The sequence below is a fragment of the Micromonospora sp. CV4 genome (genome assembly GCF_003667455.1).
In the GTDB taxonomy this organism is placed as follows: domain Bacteria; phylum Actinomycetota; class Actinomycetes; order Mycobacteriales; family Micromonosporaceae; genus Micromonospora.
Window position 1 is genome coordinate 24,639 of sequence record NZ_RCVI01000174.1, and the last position, 18,667, is coordinate 43,305.

Annotated in this window: 16 protein-coding genes; 11 read left to right on the plus strand and 5 right to left on the minus strand. The window is 70.0% G+C overall.

Translation table 11 applies throughout. The features are described 5' to 3' along the window. Positions 1 to 17: 17 nt before the first annotated feature. The 10 genes from EAD98_RS04325 (at position 18) to EAD98_RS04370 (ending at position 10,157) form a co-directional block, all read left to right on the plus strand. A complete protein-coding gene (locus EAD98_RS04325; RefSeq protein ID WP_199723282.1) occupies positions 18 to 998 on the plus strand; it encodes an ABC transporter permease in 981 nt (326 codons plus the stop codon). Between the two features lie 23 nt (positions 999 to 1,021). Then, entirely contained in the window at positions 1,022 to 2,026 is a 1,005-nt protein-coding gene (locus EAD98_RS04330; RefSeq protein WP_121652792.1) for an ABC transporter substrate-binding protein, read from the plus strand. 44 nt (positions 2,027 to 2,070) lie between these two features. Further along, positions 2,071 to 2,826, plus strand: coding sequence for an ABC transporter ATP-binding protein (locus EAD98_RS04335; RefSeq protein ID WP_368666147.1), 756 nt, complete (start codon positions 2,071 to 2,073; stop codon positions 2,824 to 2,826). Between the two features lie 38 nt (positions 2,827 to 2,864). After that, positions 2,865 to 4,016 (plus strand): Gfo/Idh/MocA family protein, encoded by a 1,152-nt coding sequence (locus tag EAD98_RS04340; protein WP_121652775.1) that lies wholly within the window; start codon positions 2,865 to 2,867, stop codon positions 4,014 to 4,016. After that, the gene (locus tag EAD98_RS04345; protein WP_121652776.1) at positions 4,013 to 5,164 is read left to right on the plus strand and encodes a dihydrodipicolinate synthase family protein; all 1,152 of its coding nucleotides are present in this window, start codon (positions 4,013 to 4,015) and stop codon (positions 5,162 to 5,164) included. The genes EAD98_RS04340 and EAD98_RS04345 overlap by 4 nt, the downstream gene beginning before the upstream one ends. Next, positions 5,161 to 5,964 carry a sugar phosphate isomerase/epimerase gene (locus EAD98_RS04350; RefSeq protein WP_121652777.1) on the plus strand — a complete coding sequence of 268 codons (804 nt, stop codon included), beginning with the start codon at positions 5,161 to 5,163 and terminating at the stop codon, positions 5,962 to 5,964. Before EAD98_RS04345 ends, EAD98_RS04350 begins: the two co-directional genes overlap by 4 nt. Next, positions 5,957 to 7,153, plus strand: coding sequence for a hypothetical protein (locus EAD98_RS04355; RefSeq protein ID WP_147457326.1), 1,197 nt, complete (start codon positions 5,957 to 5,959; stop codon positions 7,151 to 7,153). The genes EAD98_RS04350 and EAD98_RS04355 overlap by 8 nt, the downstream gene beginning before the upstream one ends. A 403-nt stretch (positions 7,154 to 7,556) precedes the next feature. Continuing rightward, the gene (locus EAD98_RS04360; protein ID WP_158609767.1) at positions 7,557 to 8,570 is read left to right on the plus strand and encodes a putative PEP-binding protein; all 1,014 of its coding nucleotides are present in this window, start codon (positions 7,557 to 7,559) and stop codon (positions 8,568 to 8,570) included. Positions 8,571 to 8,575: 5 nt separating this feature from the next. Beyond that, entirely contained in the window at positions 8,576 to 9,505 is a 930-nt protein-coding gene (locus EAD98_RS04365) for a hypothetical protein (RefSeq protein ID WP_121652780.1), read from the plus strand. A 16-nt stretch (positions 9,506 to 9,521) separates the two neighbouring features. Continuing rightward, positions 9,522 to 10,157 carry a hypothetical protein gene (locus EAD98_RS04370; protein ID WP_121652781.1) on the plus strand — a complete coding sequence of 212 codons (636 nt, stop codon included), beginning with the start codon at positions 9,522 to 9,524 and terminating at the stop codon, positions 10,155 to 10,157. Between the two features lie 90 nt (positions 10,158 to 10,247). On the opposite strand, the gene EAD98_RS04375 is transcribed toward EAD98_RS04370, so the two are convergent. Continuing rightward, on the minus strand, positions 10,248 to 13,712 hold the full coding sequence (locus tag EAD98_RS04375; RefSeq protein WP_121652782.1) for a ThuA domain-containing protein: 3,465 nt from the start codon (positions 13,710 to 13,712) through the stop codon (positions 10,248 to 10,250). 285 nt (positions 13,713 to 13,997) lie between these two features. Between EAD98_RS04375 and EAD98_RS04380 the strand changes: the two genes are divergently transcribed. Beyond that, entirely contained in the window at positions 13,998 to 14,348 is a 351-nt protein-coding gene (locus EAD98_RS04380; protein WP_121652783.1) for a DoxX family protein, read from the plus strand. A gap of 66 nt (positions 14,349 to 14,414) precedes the next feature. Here EAD98_RS04380 and EAD98_RS04385 read toward each other — a convergent pair whose 3' ends face one another. From EAD98_RS04385 to EAD98_RS04400, 4 genes are all read right to left on the minus strand, one after another. Further along, entirely contained in the window at positions 14,415 to 14,999 is a 585-nt protein-coding gene (locus EAD98_RS04385) for a hypothetical protein (RefSeq protein ID WP_199723283.1), read from the minus strand. A 146-nt stretch (positions 15,000 to 15,145) separates the two neighbouring features. Continuing rightward, the gene (locus tag EAD98_RS04390; RefSeq protein ID WP_121652785.1) at positions 15,146 to 16,360 is read right to left on the minus strand and encodes an RNA polymerase sigma factor; all 1,215 of its coding nucleotides are present in this window, start codon (positions 16,358 to 16,360) and stop codon (positions 15,146 to 15,148) included. Continuing rightward, a complete protein-coding gene (locus tag EAD98_RS04395) occupies positions 16,360 to 16,746 on the minus strand; it encodes a YciI family protein (RefSeq protein ID WP_121652786.1) in 387 nt (128 codons plus the stop codon). Before EAD98_RS04395 ends, EAD98_RS04390 begins: the two co-directional genes overlap by 1 nt. Positions 16,747 to 16,930: 184 nt before the next feature. Next, complete coding sequence (locus tag EAD98_RS04400; protein ID WP_121652787.1) at positions 16,931 to 18,490, minus strand: NAD(P)/FAD-dependent oxidoreductase; 1,560 nt, start codon at positions 18,488 to 18,490, stop codon at positions 16,931 to 16,933. Between the last annotated feature and the right edge of the window lie 177 nt (positions 18,491 to 18,667).

An 18,667-nucleotide genomic window follows, 5' to 3' on the forward strand; every position in this document is an offset into this window, starting at 1 on the left:
CTTCGAGGAGGTTCCGCGTGACCGAGAACGCTCTGGGCACGGCGGGCCAGCAGGCCGCCACCGAGGCGACGGGCGGTGACCGGACGGCCACTTCCTCGCCCCCGCCCGGGCCCGCCGGTGGGCCGGCTCCCGTCGACAGCGCCCAGCCGTCCACCGTGGGCGGTCCACCACCCGGCGCCGGCGGCCGACCGCCACGACCGACGCTCGGCCGACGGGCGCTGGCACTCGCCGACTCGCTCTGGCGCCCGGCGCTGGTGCTGGCGGCGTTCTTCGCCGCCTGGTGGTTCGTCGCCGCCCGGGAGTACGTGCCCAACTATCTGGTGCCCACCCCCGGTCAGGTCTGGACCACCATGACCGACCAGTGGTCCGAGCTGGCTCGGCACACCATGGTCACCCTCTACGAGACGGTGCTCGGCTTCGTGCTGGCCGCCGCGCTGGGCCTGGCGGCAGCGGTCGCCATCGCCTACTCGCGCACCCTGGACAAGGCGCTCTACCCGATCGTCCTGTTCGCACAGGTCATCCCGAAGATCGCCATCGCCCCACTGCTGGTGGTCTGGTTCGGCCTCGGCCTCACCCCGAAGATCATTCTCGCGGTGCTCATCGCGTTCTTCCCGGTGGTCATCTCCGGCGTGGCCGGCCTGCGCTCCACCGACCCGGAACTGCTCGACCTCGCCGCCACGATGGGCGCCGGGCCGTGGCGCACCTTCCGCAAGATCCGCTTCCCGAACGCGCTGCCCCACCTGATGGCCGGCCTCAAGGTGGCCGTCACCCTGGCCGTGGTCGGCGCCGTCGTCGGTGAGTTCGTCGGCGCCAGCGAAGGGCTCGGCTACGTCCTGTTGCTGGCCAACGGCAACCTCGACGCCCCGCTGCTGTTCGCCGACCTGATCCTGATGTCCGCCATCGGCATCGTCCTGTTCGTCCTCGTCGAGATCGCCGAGGCTCTGCTCATCCCGTGGCACGCCAGCCGCCGGGCCGGCGTGTCCCTGACCACCTCCTGACCGACCCCATCACGGAGGCACCGATGAAACGCACCGCCACCACCATCCTGGCCACCGCCGCGCTGCTGCTCGCCGCCACCGGCTGCGGCGGGAGCAGCTCCGTCGGCACGACCGGCGCGGACGGCAAGAAGCAGGTCACCCTCACCCTCAACTGGGTGCCCTACGGCGAGCACGCGCCCTTCTACTACGGCCTGCAGAAGGGCTACTACTCCGCCGAGGGCATCGAGCTGAAGATCCTGCCCGGCAACGGCTCGGGCAACACGGTCAAGCAGGTCGCCCAGAAGCAGACCGACTTCGGCTGGGCCGACAGCCCGGTGCTGCTCAAGTCTGTGGCAAGCGGGATGCCGGTGCGCAGCCTCGGCGCGTACCTGGAGAAGGGCCCCTCCTCGGTGGAGTTCTTCACCGAGAAGAACATCAAGACCCCGGCCGACCTCAAGGGCAAGACCGTCGGCGGCACCCCCGGCGACGCCCTCTACGCGACCTTCCCGGCCTGGCTGGAGAAGAACGGCCTCAAGAAGGACGACGTCAAGGTCGTCAACGTGGACGCCGCCGGCAAGATCGCCGCACTGGCCGAGGGCAAGGTCGACGCCATCATGGGCTTCTTCCACGACCAGGCGCCCACCATCGAGAGCAAGACCGGCAAGAAGGTCGACGTGCTGCTCTTCGCCGACTACGGCATGAACCTGCTCGGCACCGGCCTGATCGCCAACACCCAGACCCTGCAGAAGGACCCGGAGCTGGCCCGTAAGTTCGTCCGGGCCACCCAGAAGTCCTGGGCCGAGGCCGCCCGCGACCCGGCCGGCGCGGTGAGCGCGATGACCGCCCTCGCCGAGAACGAGCCCGCGCCCGAGGTGCTCACCAAGCAGCTCACCCTCAACCTGCCGCTGATCGGCGCGGACGGCCCGCCCGGCGTGAACACCGAAGCCCAGTGGAGCGAGACCATCGACCTGATGTCCCGCTACGCCGAGCTGAAGGATCCGGGCGCGCCCGACGCGTACTGGGACGCCTCGTACGCGGCCCAGGGGTGACCCCGGTGACCGCCGCGCCGGCGCAGGCCGGCACCGCCATCGGGATGTCCAACCTGACCGTCCGCTTCAGCTCCCGGCGGTCACAGACCACCGCGCTGGACGACGTGTCGCTGGACATCGAGCCGGGGGAGTTCGTCACCATCGTCGGTCCGTCCGGCTGCGGCAAGTCCACGCTGTTGAAGATCGTTGCCGGGCTGGTCCGGCCGACCAGCGGAGAAGTGTCGCTGCTGGACCGCCCGGTCCGCGGTCCACAGAAGGAGATCGGCTTCGTCTTCCAGAAGGCCGCGCTGCTGGAGTGGCGCGGCGCGCGGGCCAACATCCTGCTCCAGGCCGAGATGCGCGGCATGGACCGGGCGCAGGCGGCCCGCCGGGCGGACGAGCTGATCGAGATGACCGGCCTGACCGGCTTCGAGAAGGCACTGCCGCACGAGCTGTCCGGCGGTATGCAGCAGCGGGTGGCGCTCTGCCGCGCGCTGCTGCACTCCCCGCCGGTGCTGCTCATGGACGAGCCGTTCGGCGCCCTGGACGCGCTGACCCGGGAGCAGATGAACGCCGAACTGCACCGGATCTGGCGGGAGACCGGCACCACGGTGGTGCTGGTGACCCACTCCATCGCCGAGGCGGTCTTCCTCGGCACCCGGGTCGTGGTGATGAGCGCCCGACCCGGCCGGATCATCCGCACCTTCCCGGTCGAGCTGCCGGCGCACCGCGACTACGCGCAGGTGATGTCGGATCCCCGCTTCGACCGGCTCGCCACCGACCTGCGCGGGTTGCTCGGCAGCGCGGCCGCCAACCACTGAGCCCGCATCGGCACGACCAGCACGACGGAAGGAACACCATGACCCGCAGGTCGATCGGCATCATCGTCAACGGCGTGACCGGAAGGATGGGCTACCGGCAGCATCTCGTCCGCTCGCTGCTGGCCATCCGCGAGTCCGGCGGCGTGACGTTGGCCGACGGCACGACCATCTGGCCGGAACCGGTCCTGGTCGGGCGCAACGAGACGAAGCTCCGCGAACTCGCCGAGCGGCACGGGCTGACCGACTGGACCACCGACCTGACCTCGGCGCTGGCCCGGAACGACGTCGAGATCTACTTCGACGCCCAGGTCACCCAGCAGCGGGAGAAGGCCATCCGGCAGGCCATCGAGGCCGGCAAGCACATCTACACGGAGAAGCCCCTCGCGGAGGACACCGCCGGCGCGCTCGACCTGGCCCGGGCCGCCGACGCCGCCGGGGTACGCACCGGCGTCGTGCAGGACAAGCTCTTCCTGCCCGGCCTGCGCAAGCTCAAGCGGCTCATCGACGGCGGCTTCTTCGGCCGGATCCTGTCGGTGCGCGGCGAGTTCGGCTACTGGGTCTTCGAAGGCGACTGGCAGCCGGCCCAGCGTCCGTCCTGGAACTACCGGGCCGAGGACGGCGGCGGCATCACCGTCGACATGTTCCCGCACTGGCACTACGTGCTGGAGGAGCTCTTCGGCCGGGTGGCCGCCGTGACCTGCGTGACCGCCACCCACGTGCCCGAGCGGGTCGACGAGGACGGCCGCACCTACCCCGCCACCGCCGACGACGCCGCGTACGGCATCTTCGAACTCGACGGCGGGGTGATCGCGCAGATCAACTCGTCGTGGACCGTGCGGGTGTACCGCGACGAACTGGTGGAGTTCCAGGTCGACGGCACCGAGGGCAGCGCCGTCGCCGGCCTGCGCACCTGTCGGCTGCAGCACCGGGCGGTCACCCCGAAACCGGTGTGGAACCCGGACCTGCCGGTCACCGAGGACTTCCGGGCGCAGTGGACCGAGGTGCCCGACAACGAGGAGTTCGACAACGGCTTCAAGGTGCAGTGGGAGGCGTTCCTGCGGCACGTGGTGGCCGGCGAGCCGTTCCGCTGGGACTTCCTGGCCGGCGCGCGCGGCGTGCAGCTCGCCGAGCTGGGGCTGCGCTCGGCCCGCGAGGGCGTCCGGGTCGAGGTGCCGGAGCTGACGTCATGACCGCGGAGGTGGTGCTGCCCGGCGGGCGGCGGCACCGGCTCGCCGGGGGGAGCGGATTTCCCCGCCCGGCCGCGCCGGCGACCAGCCGGATCGCGTACGCCGCCGCGCACGTGGTCGCCGACCCCGCCGGGGAGAACGTGCCGGGCGCGCCGGCGGCGGTGGACTGGGACACCACCCTCGCGTTCCGGCGGCACCTCTGGTCGTACGGGTTGGGGGTCGCCGAGGCGATGGACACCGCCCAGCGGGGGATGGGGTTGGACTATCCGGCCACCCGCGAGTTGATCCGGCGCAGCGCCGCCGAGGCCCGCGCGGTGGGCGGACGGATCGTCGCCGGGGTCGGCACCGACCAGCTGCCGGCCGGTCCCGCCACCCTGGCCGCGGTCACCGCGGCCTACCGGGAGCAACTCGACGACGTACGCGCGGCCGGCGCCCGGCCGGTGCTGATGTGCAGCCGGCACCTGGCCGCCGCGGCCCGCAGCCCGGAGGACTACCTGCGGGTGTACGACGACCTGCTGACCGCCGCCGACGAGCCGGTGGTGCTGCACTGGCTGGGTCCGATGTTCGACCCGGCGCTGACCGGCTACTGGGGCGCCGTCGACCTGGAGCTGGCCGCCGACACGGTGGTCGAGCTGATCAAGGCGCACCAGTCCAAGGTGGATGGCATCAAGGTGTCGTTGCTCGACGCCGCGCGGGAGGTCGCGTTGCGCCGCCGCCTGCCCGCGGGCGTACGCCTCTACACCGGCGACGACTTCCACTACCCGGAACTGATCCGGGGCGACGAGGTGGGCCACTCCGACGCGTTGCTCGGGGTGTTCGCGGCCATCGCGCCGGCCGCCGCCGCCGCCCTGGCCGCCCTGGACCGGGGCGACCTGGCGGCGTACGACGAGATCTTCGCGCCGACCGTGCCGCTGGCCCGGCACCTGTTCGCGGCGCCAACCTGGCACTACAAGACGGGGATCGTGTTCCTGGCGTGGCTGGCCGGGCATCAGGATCACTTCACGATGGTGGGCGGCGCGCAGTCCGGCCGGTCCCCGGCGCACCTGGCCACCCTGCTCACCCTGGCCGACGCCGCCGGGCTGCTGCCCGACGCCGACCTGGCCGCCGACCGCGCCCGGGCGCTCTTCACGGTTGCCGGAGTGCGGCAATGAGCCTGGAGCGCTTCTCGTTCAACCAGGCCACCGCCCAGCACTGGCCGCTGCCCGAGGTGGTGGCCGGCTGCGTGGCGGCGGGCGTGCCGGGCATCGGGCTGTGGCGGGAGCCGGTGGCCGCGTACGGGCTGGCCCGCTCGGCGAAGCTGGTCCGTGACGCCGGCCTCACCGTCACCTCGCTGTGCCGGGGCGGCTTCTTCTCCGCCGACGACTGGCGTACGGAGAATCTGCGGGCCATCGAGGAGGCGGCCATCCTGGGCGCCCCCGAGCTGGTGCTGGTCTCCGGTGGGCTGCCGCCGGGCAGCCGGGACATCGACGGTGCGCGGCACCGGGTCGCCGACGCCGTCGGCGAGCTGGCCCCGCACGCGGCGGCGGCCGGGGTACGCCTGGCCATCGAGCCGCTGCACCCGATGTTCGCGGCCGACCGCTGCGTGATCACCACCCTGGGCCAGGCGCTGGACATCGCCGAGCGTTTCGACCCGGCGGTGGTGGGCGTGGTCGTGGACGCGTACCACGTCTGGTGGGACGACACGGTGTACGCGCAGATCGCCCGCGCCGGAGCCCGGATCGCCGCCTTCCAGGTCTGTGACTGGGTGACCCCGCTGCCGGAGGGGGTGCTGCTCGGCCGGGCGCTGCCCGGTGACGGCTGCATCGAGCTGCGCCGGCTGCGCGAGGCGGTCGACGCGGCCGGTTACGCCGGCCCGATCGAGGTGGAGGTCTTCAACGCCGAGGTGTGGGCGCGCCCGGGCGCGGAGGTGCTGGACGCGGCGATCGCCGGCTACCTGCGTCACGTTGTCTGACCGGCCTCCCGACGGCGCGCGTCCGTCCACCGTGGGCGAACTGACCGGTGGACGGCGCTGGCCGTCGGCGGTCGGCGCGTGGCTCGGCATCGGCACCGCCCCGGCCACCCTGGTGCTCGGCGCGGCGATGGCCGCGCGGCACGGCGGCGCGGTTCCGGTGGCCGGGCTGCTGGTCGGCGGGGCGCTGATGGCCGCGCTGCTCTGGGGACAGGGCCGGATCGGCCTGCGCCGGCCGCTCGGCGACGGCGGAACTCTGACCGCGGTGCTGCCCGCGTACCTGGGGAACACCTCGCGGCTGCTGCTGGCGGCCGTGCTGACCGTGTCGATGGTCGGCTGGAACGGGTTCAACGTCGGGCTCGGCGGCGCCTCCCTGGCCGCCCTGACCCACCTGCCGGGCTGGGCGGGGCCGGCGCTGCTGGAGGTGGCGGTCCTCGCCGTCTCCTGGGCGCCGGCCCCGTTCGGCAACCGGATCGCGGTCCTCACCACCCTCAGCGCGATGGTGCTGGTCGGCTGGTGCCTGACCGTGCTGCCGCCGCCGGGCACGCCGGTCCGCGTCGCCGGCGGCGGGCTCGCCGACGCGTCCGCCCTGATCGGGTACGCCGCGGTCTTCGCGCTGCGCGCACCGGACTTCAGCGTGGGCCTGGCCCGGCGGCGGGACCTCGCCTGGTGCGTGGGGCTGCTGGTCGGGCCGGCGCTGCTGGGTCTGCTGGCCGGCGCCGGCCTGTGGCTGCGTACCGGCTCGGCGGACGTGGTCGCGCTGCTCGCCACCGGGTCGGGGCTGGCCGCGTACGCGAATCTGTTCGTCGCGGTGGCGGTCTTCGCCGCCGCGCTCACCACCACGTACTCCGGTGCGCTGGCGATGCGCGGCCTGACGCCGCGGGTGCCGGCCCGCGCGGCGATGCTCGCCATCGCGGTGCTCGGCGGGGCGCTGGCCGTGCCGCGCTTCGACCGTCTCGTCCTGCCATGGCTCACGCTGCTGGCCGCCGCGCTGCCGGTGCTGGTGGTGCCGATGGCCGCGGAGGCGGCGGCCCGCCGGCGGGGTCGCGCCCCGCGTACCGTGCCCGCCTGGTGCTGGGTGCCGCCGGCGCTGCTCGCGGTGGCCTGCACGCTCGCCGGGGTGGGCGTCGCCCCGCTGCTCGGGCTGGCCCTCGCCGGGGCGTGCACGGCGCTCTGGCGGCGCCGCCATTGATGCTGGTCCCGCCGGACGACGAACTGCTCGCAGTAGTGGTGTCGACCACCCAAGACCAAGAGTTGGGGATCCGTGCACATCCCACTGACTGCTTGGCGTCGATTGAGGGGTTTTGCAGGTGGGGGAACTCTGGCAGCGGAGACGCAGCCCGCGCAGTCGAAGCCGATTCAAGATAGGCTCGTGGCCAGCATCCTTCTGTCGTCGCGCTAAAACTAAGGACTACCGGCAGCAACGTCCCGAGCAACTTCGGCGGTACACCACCGACCTGATCGGACGGTGGAGTGAAGTGGACTGGACTGGAGCGGGCTTGGGGAATCATGTATCCACGCCGGAGGAGTTCGGCCGATATGCCTTCGCTATCCAGTCGGCAATCAGCATCCCGGGCGTACGTACAGTCCTCTACGTGAACGACTTGGACACACTGGATCTGACGGGCCTAGCGGAGGTCGCCGCGGTGCACTACCGCTGGAAGGGATTCAGCAGCCACACTGAAGTGATCTGTCGGATCAAGGGTATATCCTTAGTTCAAGTGGACGAGCTGGAATTCACTCAGGGCGCAAGAGTTCTTTGGCCCAAGCGCACTCCGGATCCTTTAGCGACCGGCCTCAGCGCCTTTCCTGGGAAATTTCAGGCTGTCATTTTCGACAGCTCCGACCTCGTCGGGCTGAACTTCACGCGTATTGACACGGTATTCATCCGATTCGAGCACCTACTGTATGGTGCCGTTGCTAAAACGCGCGTGCGGCCCGGGCCTCTTGCTGGGTTGCAAGAGTCGATCCGGGCCGAGCTGGCCGCGGTGGCGCGAGCATTGCCAGACGGGGTCACGCTGCTGGTTCGTGGGCTGGACGTCCGGAGCGACGACCGCGTGCTCGCAGGGTACTTTTTCCACTCCAAGGAAGCCAATCCGGAACTGGGCCAACACGGCACTCGATATCTGCAGGGTCGCCCCGACCTCGTGGGTTTCATGGCCGCGATGCTCCGCGGTTTGCCAGCCGAAGTGCGGTTCGCATGCCCATTTGTGACGACGCACCACGAGTACCAAGCGTTTTCTGAAAGATATTCGGATCTGTTTGATCTGCCGATAGTGCCGTTCGCTGAAAGTCCGTCGATCTTTTTCGAGGCCTCGAAATACCGGGTCGACAAGCTGTGCATCGGGTTGAAGGATGTCGCCCAGTTCTATTTCGCTGCCGACCGAGCAAACCCGAACGTCGCCGACGCCGTCAGCTATACCGACGACGGACTACTTTGCGGGATCGTTGGCGCGGTTCGAACGGCTGTTGGTCAAGGGGTTGCGGTGTACCTACACCAGCAGGCCGACTTTTTCAAATCGTACGCCGTCGCACTCGGCCGATTGCCGTGGATGCCGTCATTAGCCGTTTCTGAGCTTAAATATTCGGAAACGGAATGGAAGGAGTAGGTGTTGTGAAGGCCAAGAAATTCGACTTTCGAACACTGGTGATCGATGACGACGAGGCGGTCCTGCGTCGCCTCTCCGACGCGCTGCGTGGACAGACTGTTCAGGTGGGGCAACGGAGAGTCCAGCCGATCGTGGACACACTTAAGGTGGTAGTGGAAGAGCGCGACGGCGGATACCATTTTTCGGAGCAGACCCTGCGAGATGTGGTGGAAATTGCGCGGAACCGCTATGAGTTCATCGTGGTCGACTACACCTATGCGTCGAAGCTCATGCAGCCGAAGCAGTGGCGGGAGGGCGCGGCAGCCAAGGTCAATCTGGACTCAAATGATCATCTTCTCACCTTGGTCGATCTGCGGGACGCGCTCGAAAAGTACGCTGACGGCCGATACGCGAGGAAGATTCAGGGCTTTTTCGAGCAGGCCAGCCAATTGCTTCTCCGCAGTTTTCAGCACGACAGGAAAAAAGATGTCCTTGGCCCATATCAGCACCGCCTCGACAATACCAAGGGAGTTTTCCCGAACTCGACGTACTATCAGATCGATTCGTTCCAAATGATCTACAACTCTGACGGCGATCTGCGACGCCAGTTCTACACCGCCCCCCCGAACGGGCGAGAGTTTTATCGGAATCTGGTTATGCAATTCACCCTACTCCACTACAACTCGGCGATGTACCGCTTCCTCGCGGAGCGGGCCGGGAAGTTGATGATCGCTAAGAATTCGTTCCGGCTGTGGCTCCTAGTGACTTTTGTCGCGGCTGGCGGGGCATTCATCTCCGCGCTCGCTGATCCCATTGCAGATGCGGTCAAGCAGCGTGACATTGTCAACGCAGGTGTTCTGACCATGGTGGGGATCATCGCGACACTCGCCGTGACGTTCATCGTCACGCTGGTTGCCGAGCGATATACCCGTTCCTACGTCGCCACTGCCGATTAGCTCGGGGAGCCTGTTCATGATTGTCGTGGCGATCGAGGGGTACGACGGTTCGGGCAAAACCACGCTGGTGCGCGAGCTCGTGTCCGCGCTTGACAGGCGCGGAATCCGTTGCATCGTGGTGGGGCGGTCCGCCGAAGACTCCAACAGTCACGTGGCAGCGATGACCGCTGTAATTAAGAGCTCGGACGGTGGATCGGACACCCTGCCGCCCCTTGCCGACATGTTCCTGCGACTGGCCAGATTGCACGCTCGGATCGGCGTGATCAACGGGCTCGACTGCGATGTCGTACTGCTTGATCGGTTCCTGCTCTACGACATCTCGCGTGTTCCCGTAGAACTCTGCGTGCAGCACGCCGCACTGTTGGAGCAGGTCGCCAACACACTGCACATGGACCTGACGATCCATTTGACCACAACGTTCGACCTACTGTGGAAGCGGGTGACCGGCCGGCCTGTATACGACCTGAGCCCCAAGGAACGCCGGGGGCGCGCATACAACCTCGAGGGTTACCAGAGGTTCGAGCAAGTGCTCGCTAGGCAACGGCTGTACGACAACCTGCACACAATCGACTGCGCTCAGCCGGTTGATGTGGTGTCCGACATGGCCCTCGCGCTGATCCTCTCGGCTGGCCTTGGCGACCGGCGCTCATGAGAGCGGTGTCGGTCACGTCGAATGTTCAGCGGCGCGATCGTTCTGCCCGGTGGGCGGGCAGGATCGACCCCGCCCGCCACCGGCCCATGGTCAGTTGACGGTGATGGTCAGGTTGGCTGAGCGGGTCTCCCCACTGGTGTAGGTGACCGTCACCCGGGCGGTGAAGGTCCCCTTGCGCGGGTAGCTGTGGGCGGTCGACCGCAGCGTCGCCCCGTGCGTGATGGCGGTGTTGTCGCCGAAGTCCCACGCGTAGTCGGTGATGCTCTGCCCGGACGGCGCCGTCGCGGTCGCGGTCAGGGTGGTGGTCAGTGGCGCGGTGCCGTTGCCGGGGCTGGCGGCGAGGGCGAGCGTCCCGCCGGGCTCCTGCTTGACGCCGGCCCCGTTGAACCGTAGCCAGTCCAGCGCGAGCAGGTCCGGGGTGCCACCGACCTGGGCGGCGTTGACGAACTTCGCGTACAGGGTGGTGGTGCCGGCGGGCTTGTTCGTCAGCGTGACGGTGGGCGAGACCAGGTTGTCCCAGCCGCCGGTCGAGCCGATGGTGGCCCTGCCGATCAGCGTGCCGGTGGGTGAGCCGGTCCGCAGCTCGATGTCACCGCCGACTCCGCCGTTGGTCACCCCGAGCGTCACCGAGCCGACGTTGCGCAGGTCCACCGGGCCGTACGCCACCCACTCGTTGTGGTCGACGTCGCCGAGCCGCTTGCCGGCGCGGGCGGTGGGCCGGTCGTTGACCGTGACGCCGGACTGGCCGCTGAAGTGTTCGGCCTCCTTGCTCTTGGGTTGCAACTGGACCCGGGTCGACCCGGTCAGCGCCGGTACGCCGCCGGTCGCGCCGCCGTCGGTGTACTGCGCGGTGATCAGGGTGTAGAGGTTCTGCCCCGGTCCGTGCCCGTCACCGGCGTCCGCCTCGGTGGCCAGCAGGCCGGAGCAGCCGGTGTAGACGTCCAGCGGGTGGGCGTGCGAGTCGTGGCCGAGCTGGGTCTGCACGGTCACCTTGGAGCAGTCGATGGTGGTCTCCTCCGGGTCGGTGACCGTCACCGTGTACGGGATCTTGTCGCCGAAGTCGAAGAACCCGCCGTCGGGCACGCTGATGGTCACCGTGGGCCGGGTGTTGCCGACCACCACGTCGGTGACCGCGGTGGCGGTCAACCCGTTGCCGCTGTTGCGTACGGTCAGCCGGGCGGTGTGCTTTCCGGCCGTCGCGTAGGTGAAGCTCGGGTTGGCGGTGGTGGAGTCGGTGCTGCCGTCGTTGGTGAAGTCCCAGGCGTAGCTGAGCGCCGAGCCGTCCCCGGCGGTCGATCCGGCCGAGGAGAAGGCCACCGTCAGGGGCGTGCGTCCGCTGTCCGGGGTGGCGGCGATCTTCACGGTCGGCGGTCTGCCGTTGGCCACGTAGTCGATCCGGTAGATGCCGGCGCCGGCGTTGCTGCCGCCGCGACCGCTGCCGGTGCCCTCGCCGAAGTCGATGACGTAGAGCGAGCCGTCCGGGCCGAACTCCGCCTCGAAGGGCTGGATCCAGCTCATGTTGCCGAGGATCCCGTTGATCGACTGGAGATCACCGACGGCGGTCGGGCCGAAGCGCGCGTTGCTGAAGGTCTGCGCCGTCTTGTGGATCGACAACGTCTTGAACCACCTGCGGGTCAGCTCGTAGGTGATCCACTTGCCCTCGAAGTACTCCGGGAACTTCGTGGTGCGGGTGTTGGCCGGGTCGAAGTCGTAGACCGGGCCGCTCATCGGGCCACCACCGCCGGTGCCCAGCTCGGGGAACTGGGTGGAGGCGGAGTACGCGTACCAGACCAGCGCGGCCCTCGCTGCCGGCAGGGTGGCGAGCCCGGTGTTGTTGGGGGAGTTGTTCACCGGCGCGGCGCAGTTGAACTTCGCCCCGGAGGTGCTGGTGGCGAAGTTGTAGTCGTTGAACGGGATGTTGTTGCCCACGCAGTACGGCCAGCCGTAGTTGCCGGCGGCGGTGATCCGGTTGAACTCGACCGTCCCCTCCGGACCGCGGTTGGGGTCGGCGGCGCGGGCGTCCGGGCCGTAGTCGGCGACCAGCACCGCGTTGGTCTGCGGCTCGATGGTGATCCGGAACGGGTTGCGCATGCCCATCGCGTAGATCTCCGGCCGGGTCCTCGCGGTTCCAACGGGGAAGAGGTTGCCGCTGGGCACGGTGTACGTACCGTCGGCCTGGGGGGTGATCCGCAGGATCTTGCCGCGCAGGTCGTTGGTGTTGCCGGCGGTGCCCTGGGCGTCCCAGGCGGCGCGGCCGGAGCGCTCGTCGATCGGGGTGTAGCCGCTGGAGGCGAACGGGTCGGTGTTGTCCCCGATCGCGGCGTACAGCCGACCGGCCGCGTCCATGGCCAGTGAGCCGCCCATGTGCGAGTTGGCCCGGCCCTCACCGCGGTAGGTGGGGATGGCCAGCAGCCGCTTCTCCGAGGAGAGCGCGACGCTGTTGTTGGCGACCGTGAACCGGGACAGGTTGAGCTGTTTCAGCGTCTTGTCCGACCAGAGCAGATAGATCCATCCGTTGCTGGCGAAGTTGCGGTCCAGCGTCATGCCGAGCAGCCCGTCGGACTGGTCGGTCATCGCCGATGTGTACGCGAGGTCCAGCAGCGTGGTGACCTGGAGAGTGTCCTGGTTGACCACCTTCAACGCGCCGGTGCGCTGGATGTAGTAGACCTTCCGGTCGGGGGCGACGGCCAGCTCGAAGGGGTCGGCGAGGTTCTCGGTGACCAGCCCCACCCGCTCGAAGTTGCTCGTCCTGGTGGCCGAGCAGTCGCCGGCGACCGCGCCGGCCGCCCACTCGATGCCGTAGCGCAGGTGCTCCAGGAACGGCGGGCTGCTGAACTGGGAGCTGGCGTGCCCACCGGCGGTGAACCAGGACCGGCCGCCGTCGTAGCGCTGGCACCAGGAGTACGCGTGGTCGACGCCCTCGTCCAGCCCGTTGATCCCGTCGCGCACCTTGATCTGCGCGAGGGTGTGCACGTTGCCGGTCGGGTTGGTCCGCCAGTTGTACCACTCCTCGCTCTGCTCCCACAGCTCCGGCAGGTTCCGTGTCGAGGGGTGCGCCCGGTCGAGCACCTTGACCCGGCCGGGGAAGGTGCCGCCGGTGGACGAGAAGTCGGGGTGGAAGTCGAAGATCGTGCCGACCAGGCCCTCGTACCACGGCCAGTCGCGTTCGCTGGCCGAGGCGGCGTGCAGGCCGGTCCAGCCGCCGCCGTTGCGGATGAACGTCTGCAACGCGGCCCGCTGGCTGGCGTTGAGCAGGTCACCGGAGGCGGGAGTGGAGTTCGTGTTGTTGAAGACCAGGGCGTCGAAGGTGGCGAGGTTGGCGTCGGTGAACGCGGCCGCGTCGGTGGTGGCGACGACCTCGAAGTTGTGGGCGGTGCCGAGCTGCTGGATCGCGGCCACGCCGGCCGGGATGGAGTCGTGGTAGAAGTTGGTGATCTTGGAGAAGACCAGCACCCGGAAGCGGGGGGCGGCCTCGGCGGGCAGGGCGGTGGTGGTGCTCAGCACGGTGGCGACGGCGAGCAGGGCGAGGCAGAACGCGCGTAGCGGTCGGGGCATAGGGGCGCTCCCTGTCGGACGGTGAGGGTCGGAAAGCGCTTTCTTCGCTGCCCGCCTCACGCTACTGACAGCCAGTGATAGACGTCAATAGGCGTTAGGTAAGCGGTTTCCTGCTCCGATGCGTGGTCGGCCGTCGGCCCCCACCGCGCCATGCTCCCTTCTTCACCGGGGCGGTGCTGCTGGTCGCGGCGACCGTCTCCTACGCCCGGCGCTCGCGGCGCCCCCTCGGTGGCGGTCACATCCCACCGTGCTGACCCGTCCGTGCAGCAAGCAGAAGGAGTGCTCATGTTCGCCGCTCACGTCACCGTCACCATCCTCGCGTCGGTCTTCACCGGCATCGCCGCCGTCACCTACCTGATCGGCCACGACTACCCGAAGGCCCAGGCCGACATGAAGCGCGTGCCACGGTCGTGGTTACCGCTGCTGGGCATGGCGCTGGCCGCCGGCTCGGTGGGGCTGCTGGCCGGGTTCGCCGTACCGTTGCTGGGCACCCTCGCCGCCGCCGGCCTCGTGCTGTATTTCCTCGGCGCACTCGCCGCACACCTGCGCGTCGGTTCCCGCCAGCTCGTCGGATGGGCCGTGTTCTTCTCCACCTCGGTGGCCGCCCTGGTCGTGAACCTGAGCTACCACTACTGACGTACGGCACGCCACGGCGGGGCGATCCTCTCGCCCCGCCGTGGTCCTGCTACCGGGTCGCCGGGGTCAGCGGCCGGCCGGCGGCGCCGTCAGCTCGGCGTGTCGCACCCGGTAGTCCCCGCGCGTCACCGTGGCGAACGCAGCCGGCGCGAGACAGGTGCCGACCCGGGCCGGACCCCACTCGCCTGCCTCGTTCTGGTCGGCGCTCGCCGACCAGGTGAAGCCCACCCGGTCGCGGTCGCGGCCGCCGTCCTGCACGCTGAAACCGACACGCTTGCCGAGGAAGTCGCTGGCCAGCTCGTCGGCGCGGGTGACGATCGCGGTCAGGGTCGCATGACCCGGGCTGGTGATCATGCAGTCGACCGCCGCTTCGAACCGTACGGTGATGCCCTGCTCGGCCAGCCGGTGCGCGACCCGCACCGTACCGGTCGCGTCTGCCGGCGAGCCGTTCTCCCCGCCGGGAAGCGGGATCGGGCGGCTGTACGGCACCGACCGGACGTCGAAGGCGAACGACCGCACGTCGTCGTCCTGCCCGTACGGCAGGGCGAACTCCGCCGAGCCGGTCACCCGCGCCGGGCTGCGGTCCGCGGCCCCGGCCGGCGCCCCCGCCGCCGCGATGACGGCCGCGGCGACCAATCCCCATCCGAGCATTCTGCGCATGTTCTTCCTCCCGATCCGGCCACGGTTGTCGCGGCCCTGCGATACATCCAGGCTCAGCGATGCGGGAAGAAGATCGATCCCCTCGGCGGGGGAAGACGCTAGCTCGCGTACGGGAAAACGGGCCTTTTCCGGGGACGTCAGCCCAGCGCGGCCGCCTTGCGCAACAGCACCGAGCGTTCGGGCCGATTTGCGCACAGCCGGGCCGCCAGCTCCAGCTCGGCGCGCGCGTCCGCGCGCCGTCCGAGCCGGGCCAGCAGCTCACCGCGTACGGTCGGAACCAGGTGCGAACCGGGCAGCCGGTCCGCGGCGACCAGCTCGTCCACCATGGACAGGGCTCGCGCCGGACCCGAGGCCATGGCCACGGCGACGGCCCGGTTGAGTTCGACCACCGGCGAGGGCGCGACCCGGCCGAGCGCCTCGTAGAGCAGCACGATCCGGTCCCAGTCGGTCGCCTCGACCGAGGGCGCCGACGCGTGCGCGGCGGCGATCGCGGCCTGTAGGCCGTAGGGACCGAGACCACGACTCGACGCCCTGGCCAGCGCGGCCAGCCCACGGCCGATCGCCGCGCAGTCCCACCGCCGCCGGTCCTGGTCCTCGAGCAGGACCGGCGAACCGTCCGGGCCGGTCCGCGCCGGGAAGCGCGCGGCCGTCAGCTCACACAGCGCGAGCAGGCCGTGCACCTCCGGCTCGTCCGGTTGCAGCGCGGCCAGCGTGCGGGTCAGCCGGATCGCCTCGTACGCGACGTCGGGACGCAGCAGCCGGTCACCCGACGTGGCCGTCGAGCCCTCGCTGAAGATCACGTAGAGGACGCTGAGCACGCCGCCCAGCCGCTCCCGGCGCTCGTCGGCCGCCGGCAGTTCGAACGGCACCCCGGCCGCCACGATCGTCTTCTTGCCCCGGGTGATGCGGGCCTGCACGGTCGGCACGGGTACGAGGAACGCGCGGGCGATCTCCTCGCTGGACAGGCCGCCGACCACGCGCAGGGTCAGCGCCACCCGGGCCTCCGGGGAGAGCACTGGATGGCAGCTGACGAACATCAGCGCCAGGATGTCGTCGTCGATCCTGTCGGGGTCGACGTCCTCGTCGACCGCGGGGTCGGCCGCCAGCAGGGCGTACCGGGCCTGGAGAGCGGCTCGGCGACGGATCGCGTCGATCGCCCGCCGCCGGGCCGTGGCCATCAACCAGCCGGCCGGATTGGCCGGAGAGGCGAGCGGCCACGACACCAACGCCTCGGCCACCGCCTCCTGTGCCGCGTCCTCGGCCAGCCCGAAATCGCCGGTGAACCGGGTCAGCGCCGCGACGATCCGCGCCGACTCGGTGCGCCAGACGGCCTCGACGTCGGCCGTACCCATCAGACCTGGCCGTTGCTCTCGGCGCCCGGCGGGACCTCGTCGGCCTCGGCCACCCGCCGGACCTCGATCTTGGAGCCGCGGACCGCCGGGACCCGCCTGGCCCACTCGACCGCCTCCTCTTTCGAGGTGACATCGAGCAGGAAGTAGCCCCCGAACAGTTCCCGGGTCTCCCCGTACGGCCCGTCGGTGACCACCGGGGCCGCGCCGCTGAAGTCGACCACGACGCCCCGGCCCGGATCGTCCAGCCCTTCGGCCGCGAGGAGAACCTCGGCTTTGATCATCTCCTCGATGAATCGGCCGGTCGCGGCCATCGCCTCGTCGATCGAGGCCATCATGGCCGCGTTCGACTCATCGGTGCCCCTCATGATCAGCATGTACCTCGGCATCGCGTTCTCCTCGTCCGGCGGGGCCGCCTCTCGACCCTGGCACCCACACGTCGAACGGGCGGACCGGGGATCGACACGGCCCCGGGACAATCTCCGGCCGGGGACCCGGACGCCATGCTGATCGGACAGCTTAACGCCGCAGCGGTGGACGGAGGCAACGCTCACCTCGGCTAGGACAGCCCGGTCAGCTCAGCGGCACCTGCGCCGGCCGGTCGCCGTCCCCGGCGACCACGACGCCCTGGGTGGTGCTGATCGGGGCCGTGATGATCCGGCTCGGCACCACGGGCGCGTCCCGGCCCGTGCCCCGGCGACCGGCGTCACCGCTGGACTGCTCGTGGTAGTCCTGCTCCACGTTGACCGACCAGACGTCGTGGGCGCTGCCGGTGGCGATGTTCTCCGCGGTGAGCATCGCGGTCAGCATCGAGTGGTCCTGATTGTTGTAGCGGTGCATGCCGTTGCGGCCCACCGGGTGCACGTTCGGCACCTCCTCGGCCAGCCAGGCCCGGATCACGTCCACGTTGTGCTGGTACCGCTCGTCGTACACCGGGTAGGCCTTCGGCATCCGCACCACGTAGCCGGCCTCCACCACGCCGGGCCGGGCCAACCCCAGCCGCTCCAGCTCCGCGGTGGCCAGCGCCACCAGATCGGCGTCCGGGGTACGCCACATCTCGTCGTCCTCGAAGACGAAGTACTCCAGGCCCAGACAGGTACGGCCGTCCTTGACCAGGTACGGCGACCAGGAGCCGAAGTTCTGGATCCGGCCCACCCGCACTCCGGGGTCGTGCACGTAGATCCAGTTGTCCGGGAAGGAGAACTCGGCCGGCACCACCAGCGCGACGGTCAGGAAGTCGCGGTAGCGCAGGTCGGCGGCGCAGGCCAGCACCTCGGGCGGCGGCGCCGGACGCAGCGCGGTCACCAACTCGGAGATCGGCATCGACGAGATGACGTGGTCGGCGGCTTCGGTGCGCTGCCCGCCCGCGCCGTTGACCGTCACGCTGATCGCCCTCCGTCGCTCCGGATCGCGGTGCACGGCGGTGACCCAGGTGCCGGTCGACACCTCGCCGCCACGGTGGCGTACCTGCTCGGCGCAGCGCTCCCACATCATCCCGGGCCCGTACTTCGGGTACTGGAACTGCTCGATCAGGCTGGTCACGTCCGTGCGGTACCGGCGGGGCAGCACCGCGTTGCGGATCGCCTTGGCCAGCGACAGGTTCTTGATCCGCTGTGCCGCCCAGTCCGCCTGGAGCCGGTCCGCCGGCATCCCCCACACCTTCTCCGTGTACGTCTTGAAGAAGATCGAGTACAGCCGCCAGCCGAACCGGGCCGACACCCAGCCCTCGAAGTGCGACTGGTCCCTGGGCGGGCGCAACCGGGCGCGGGCGTACGAGCCCAGGCAGCGGGTCGCCTCCGGCAGCCCCAGGTTGCGCAGCGCGTTCACCGCACTGAGCGGGTAGTTGAACAGCGCGCCCCGGTAGAAGATCCGGCTCATCCGGGGGCGGGTCAGGAAGTCCTCGTCCGGCAGGATCTCGTGCCAGAACGCCTCCACCTGCGGCACCTTGGTGAAGAACCGGTGCCCGCCGATGTCGAACCGCCATCCGTCGCGCTCCACGGTCCGGCTGATCCCGCCGACCACCTCGTCGGCCTCGAACACCCGTACCGGCAGGCCGTGCCGGAGCAGCTCGTACGCCGCCGTGAGGCCCGCCGGCCCCGCCCCGATGACCACCGTGCTGACCTGCTCGCCCATGCCCCCGCGCTCCCTGCTCACCGCTGTGGTTGAGGCGCGGCGCGTACCCGTTCTGCCCGGGATGTCACCCCTTCGTCGCTGCGGATTCCGCTCCGGCGGGGCGCGTCACGGCGTACAACGGGAAGGGCGGCGCTCGCGCGCGGAGGGCGGGCCGGGGCGGAATCCGCAGCGACGAAG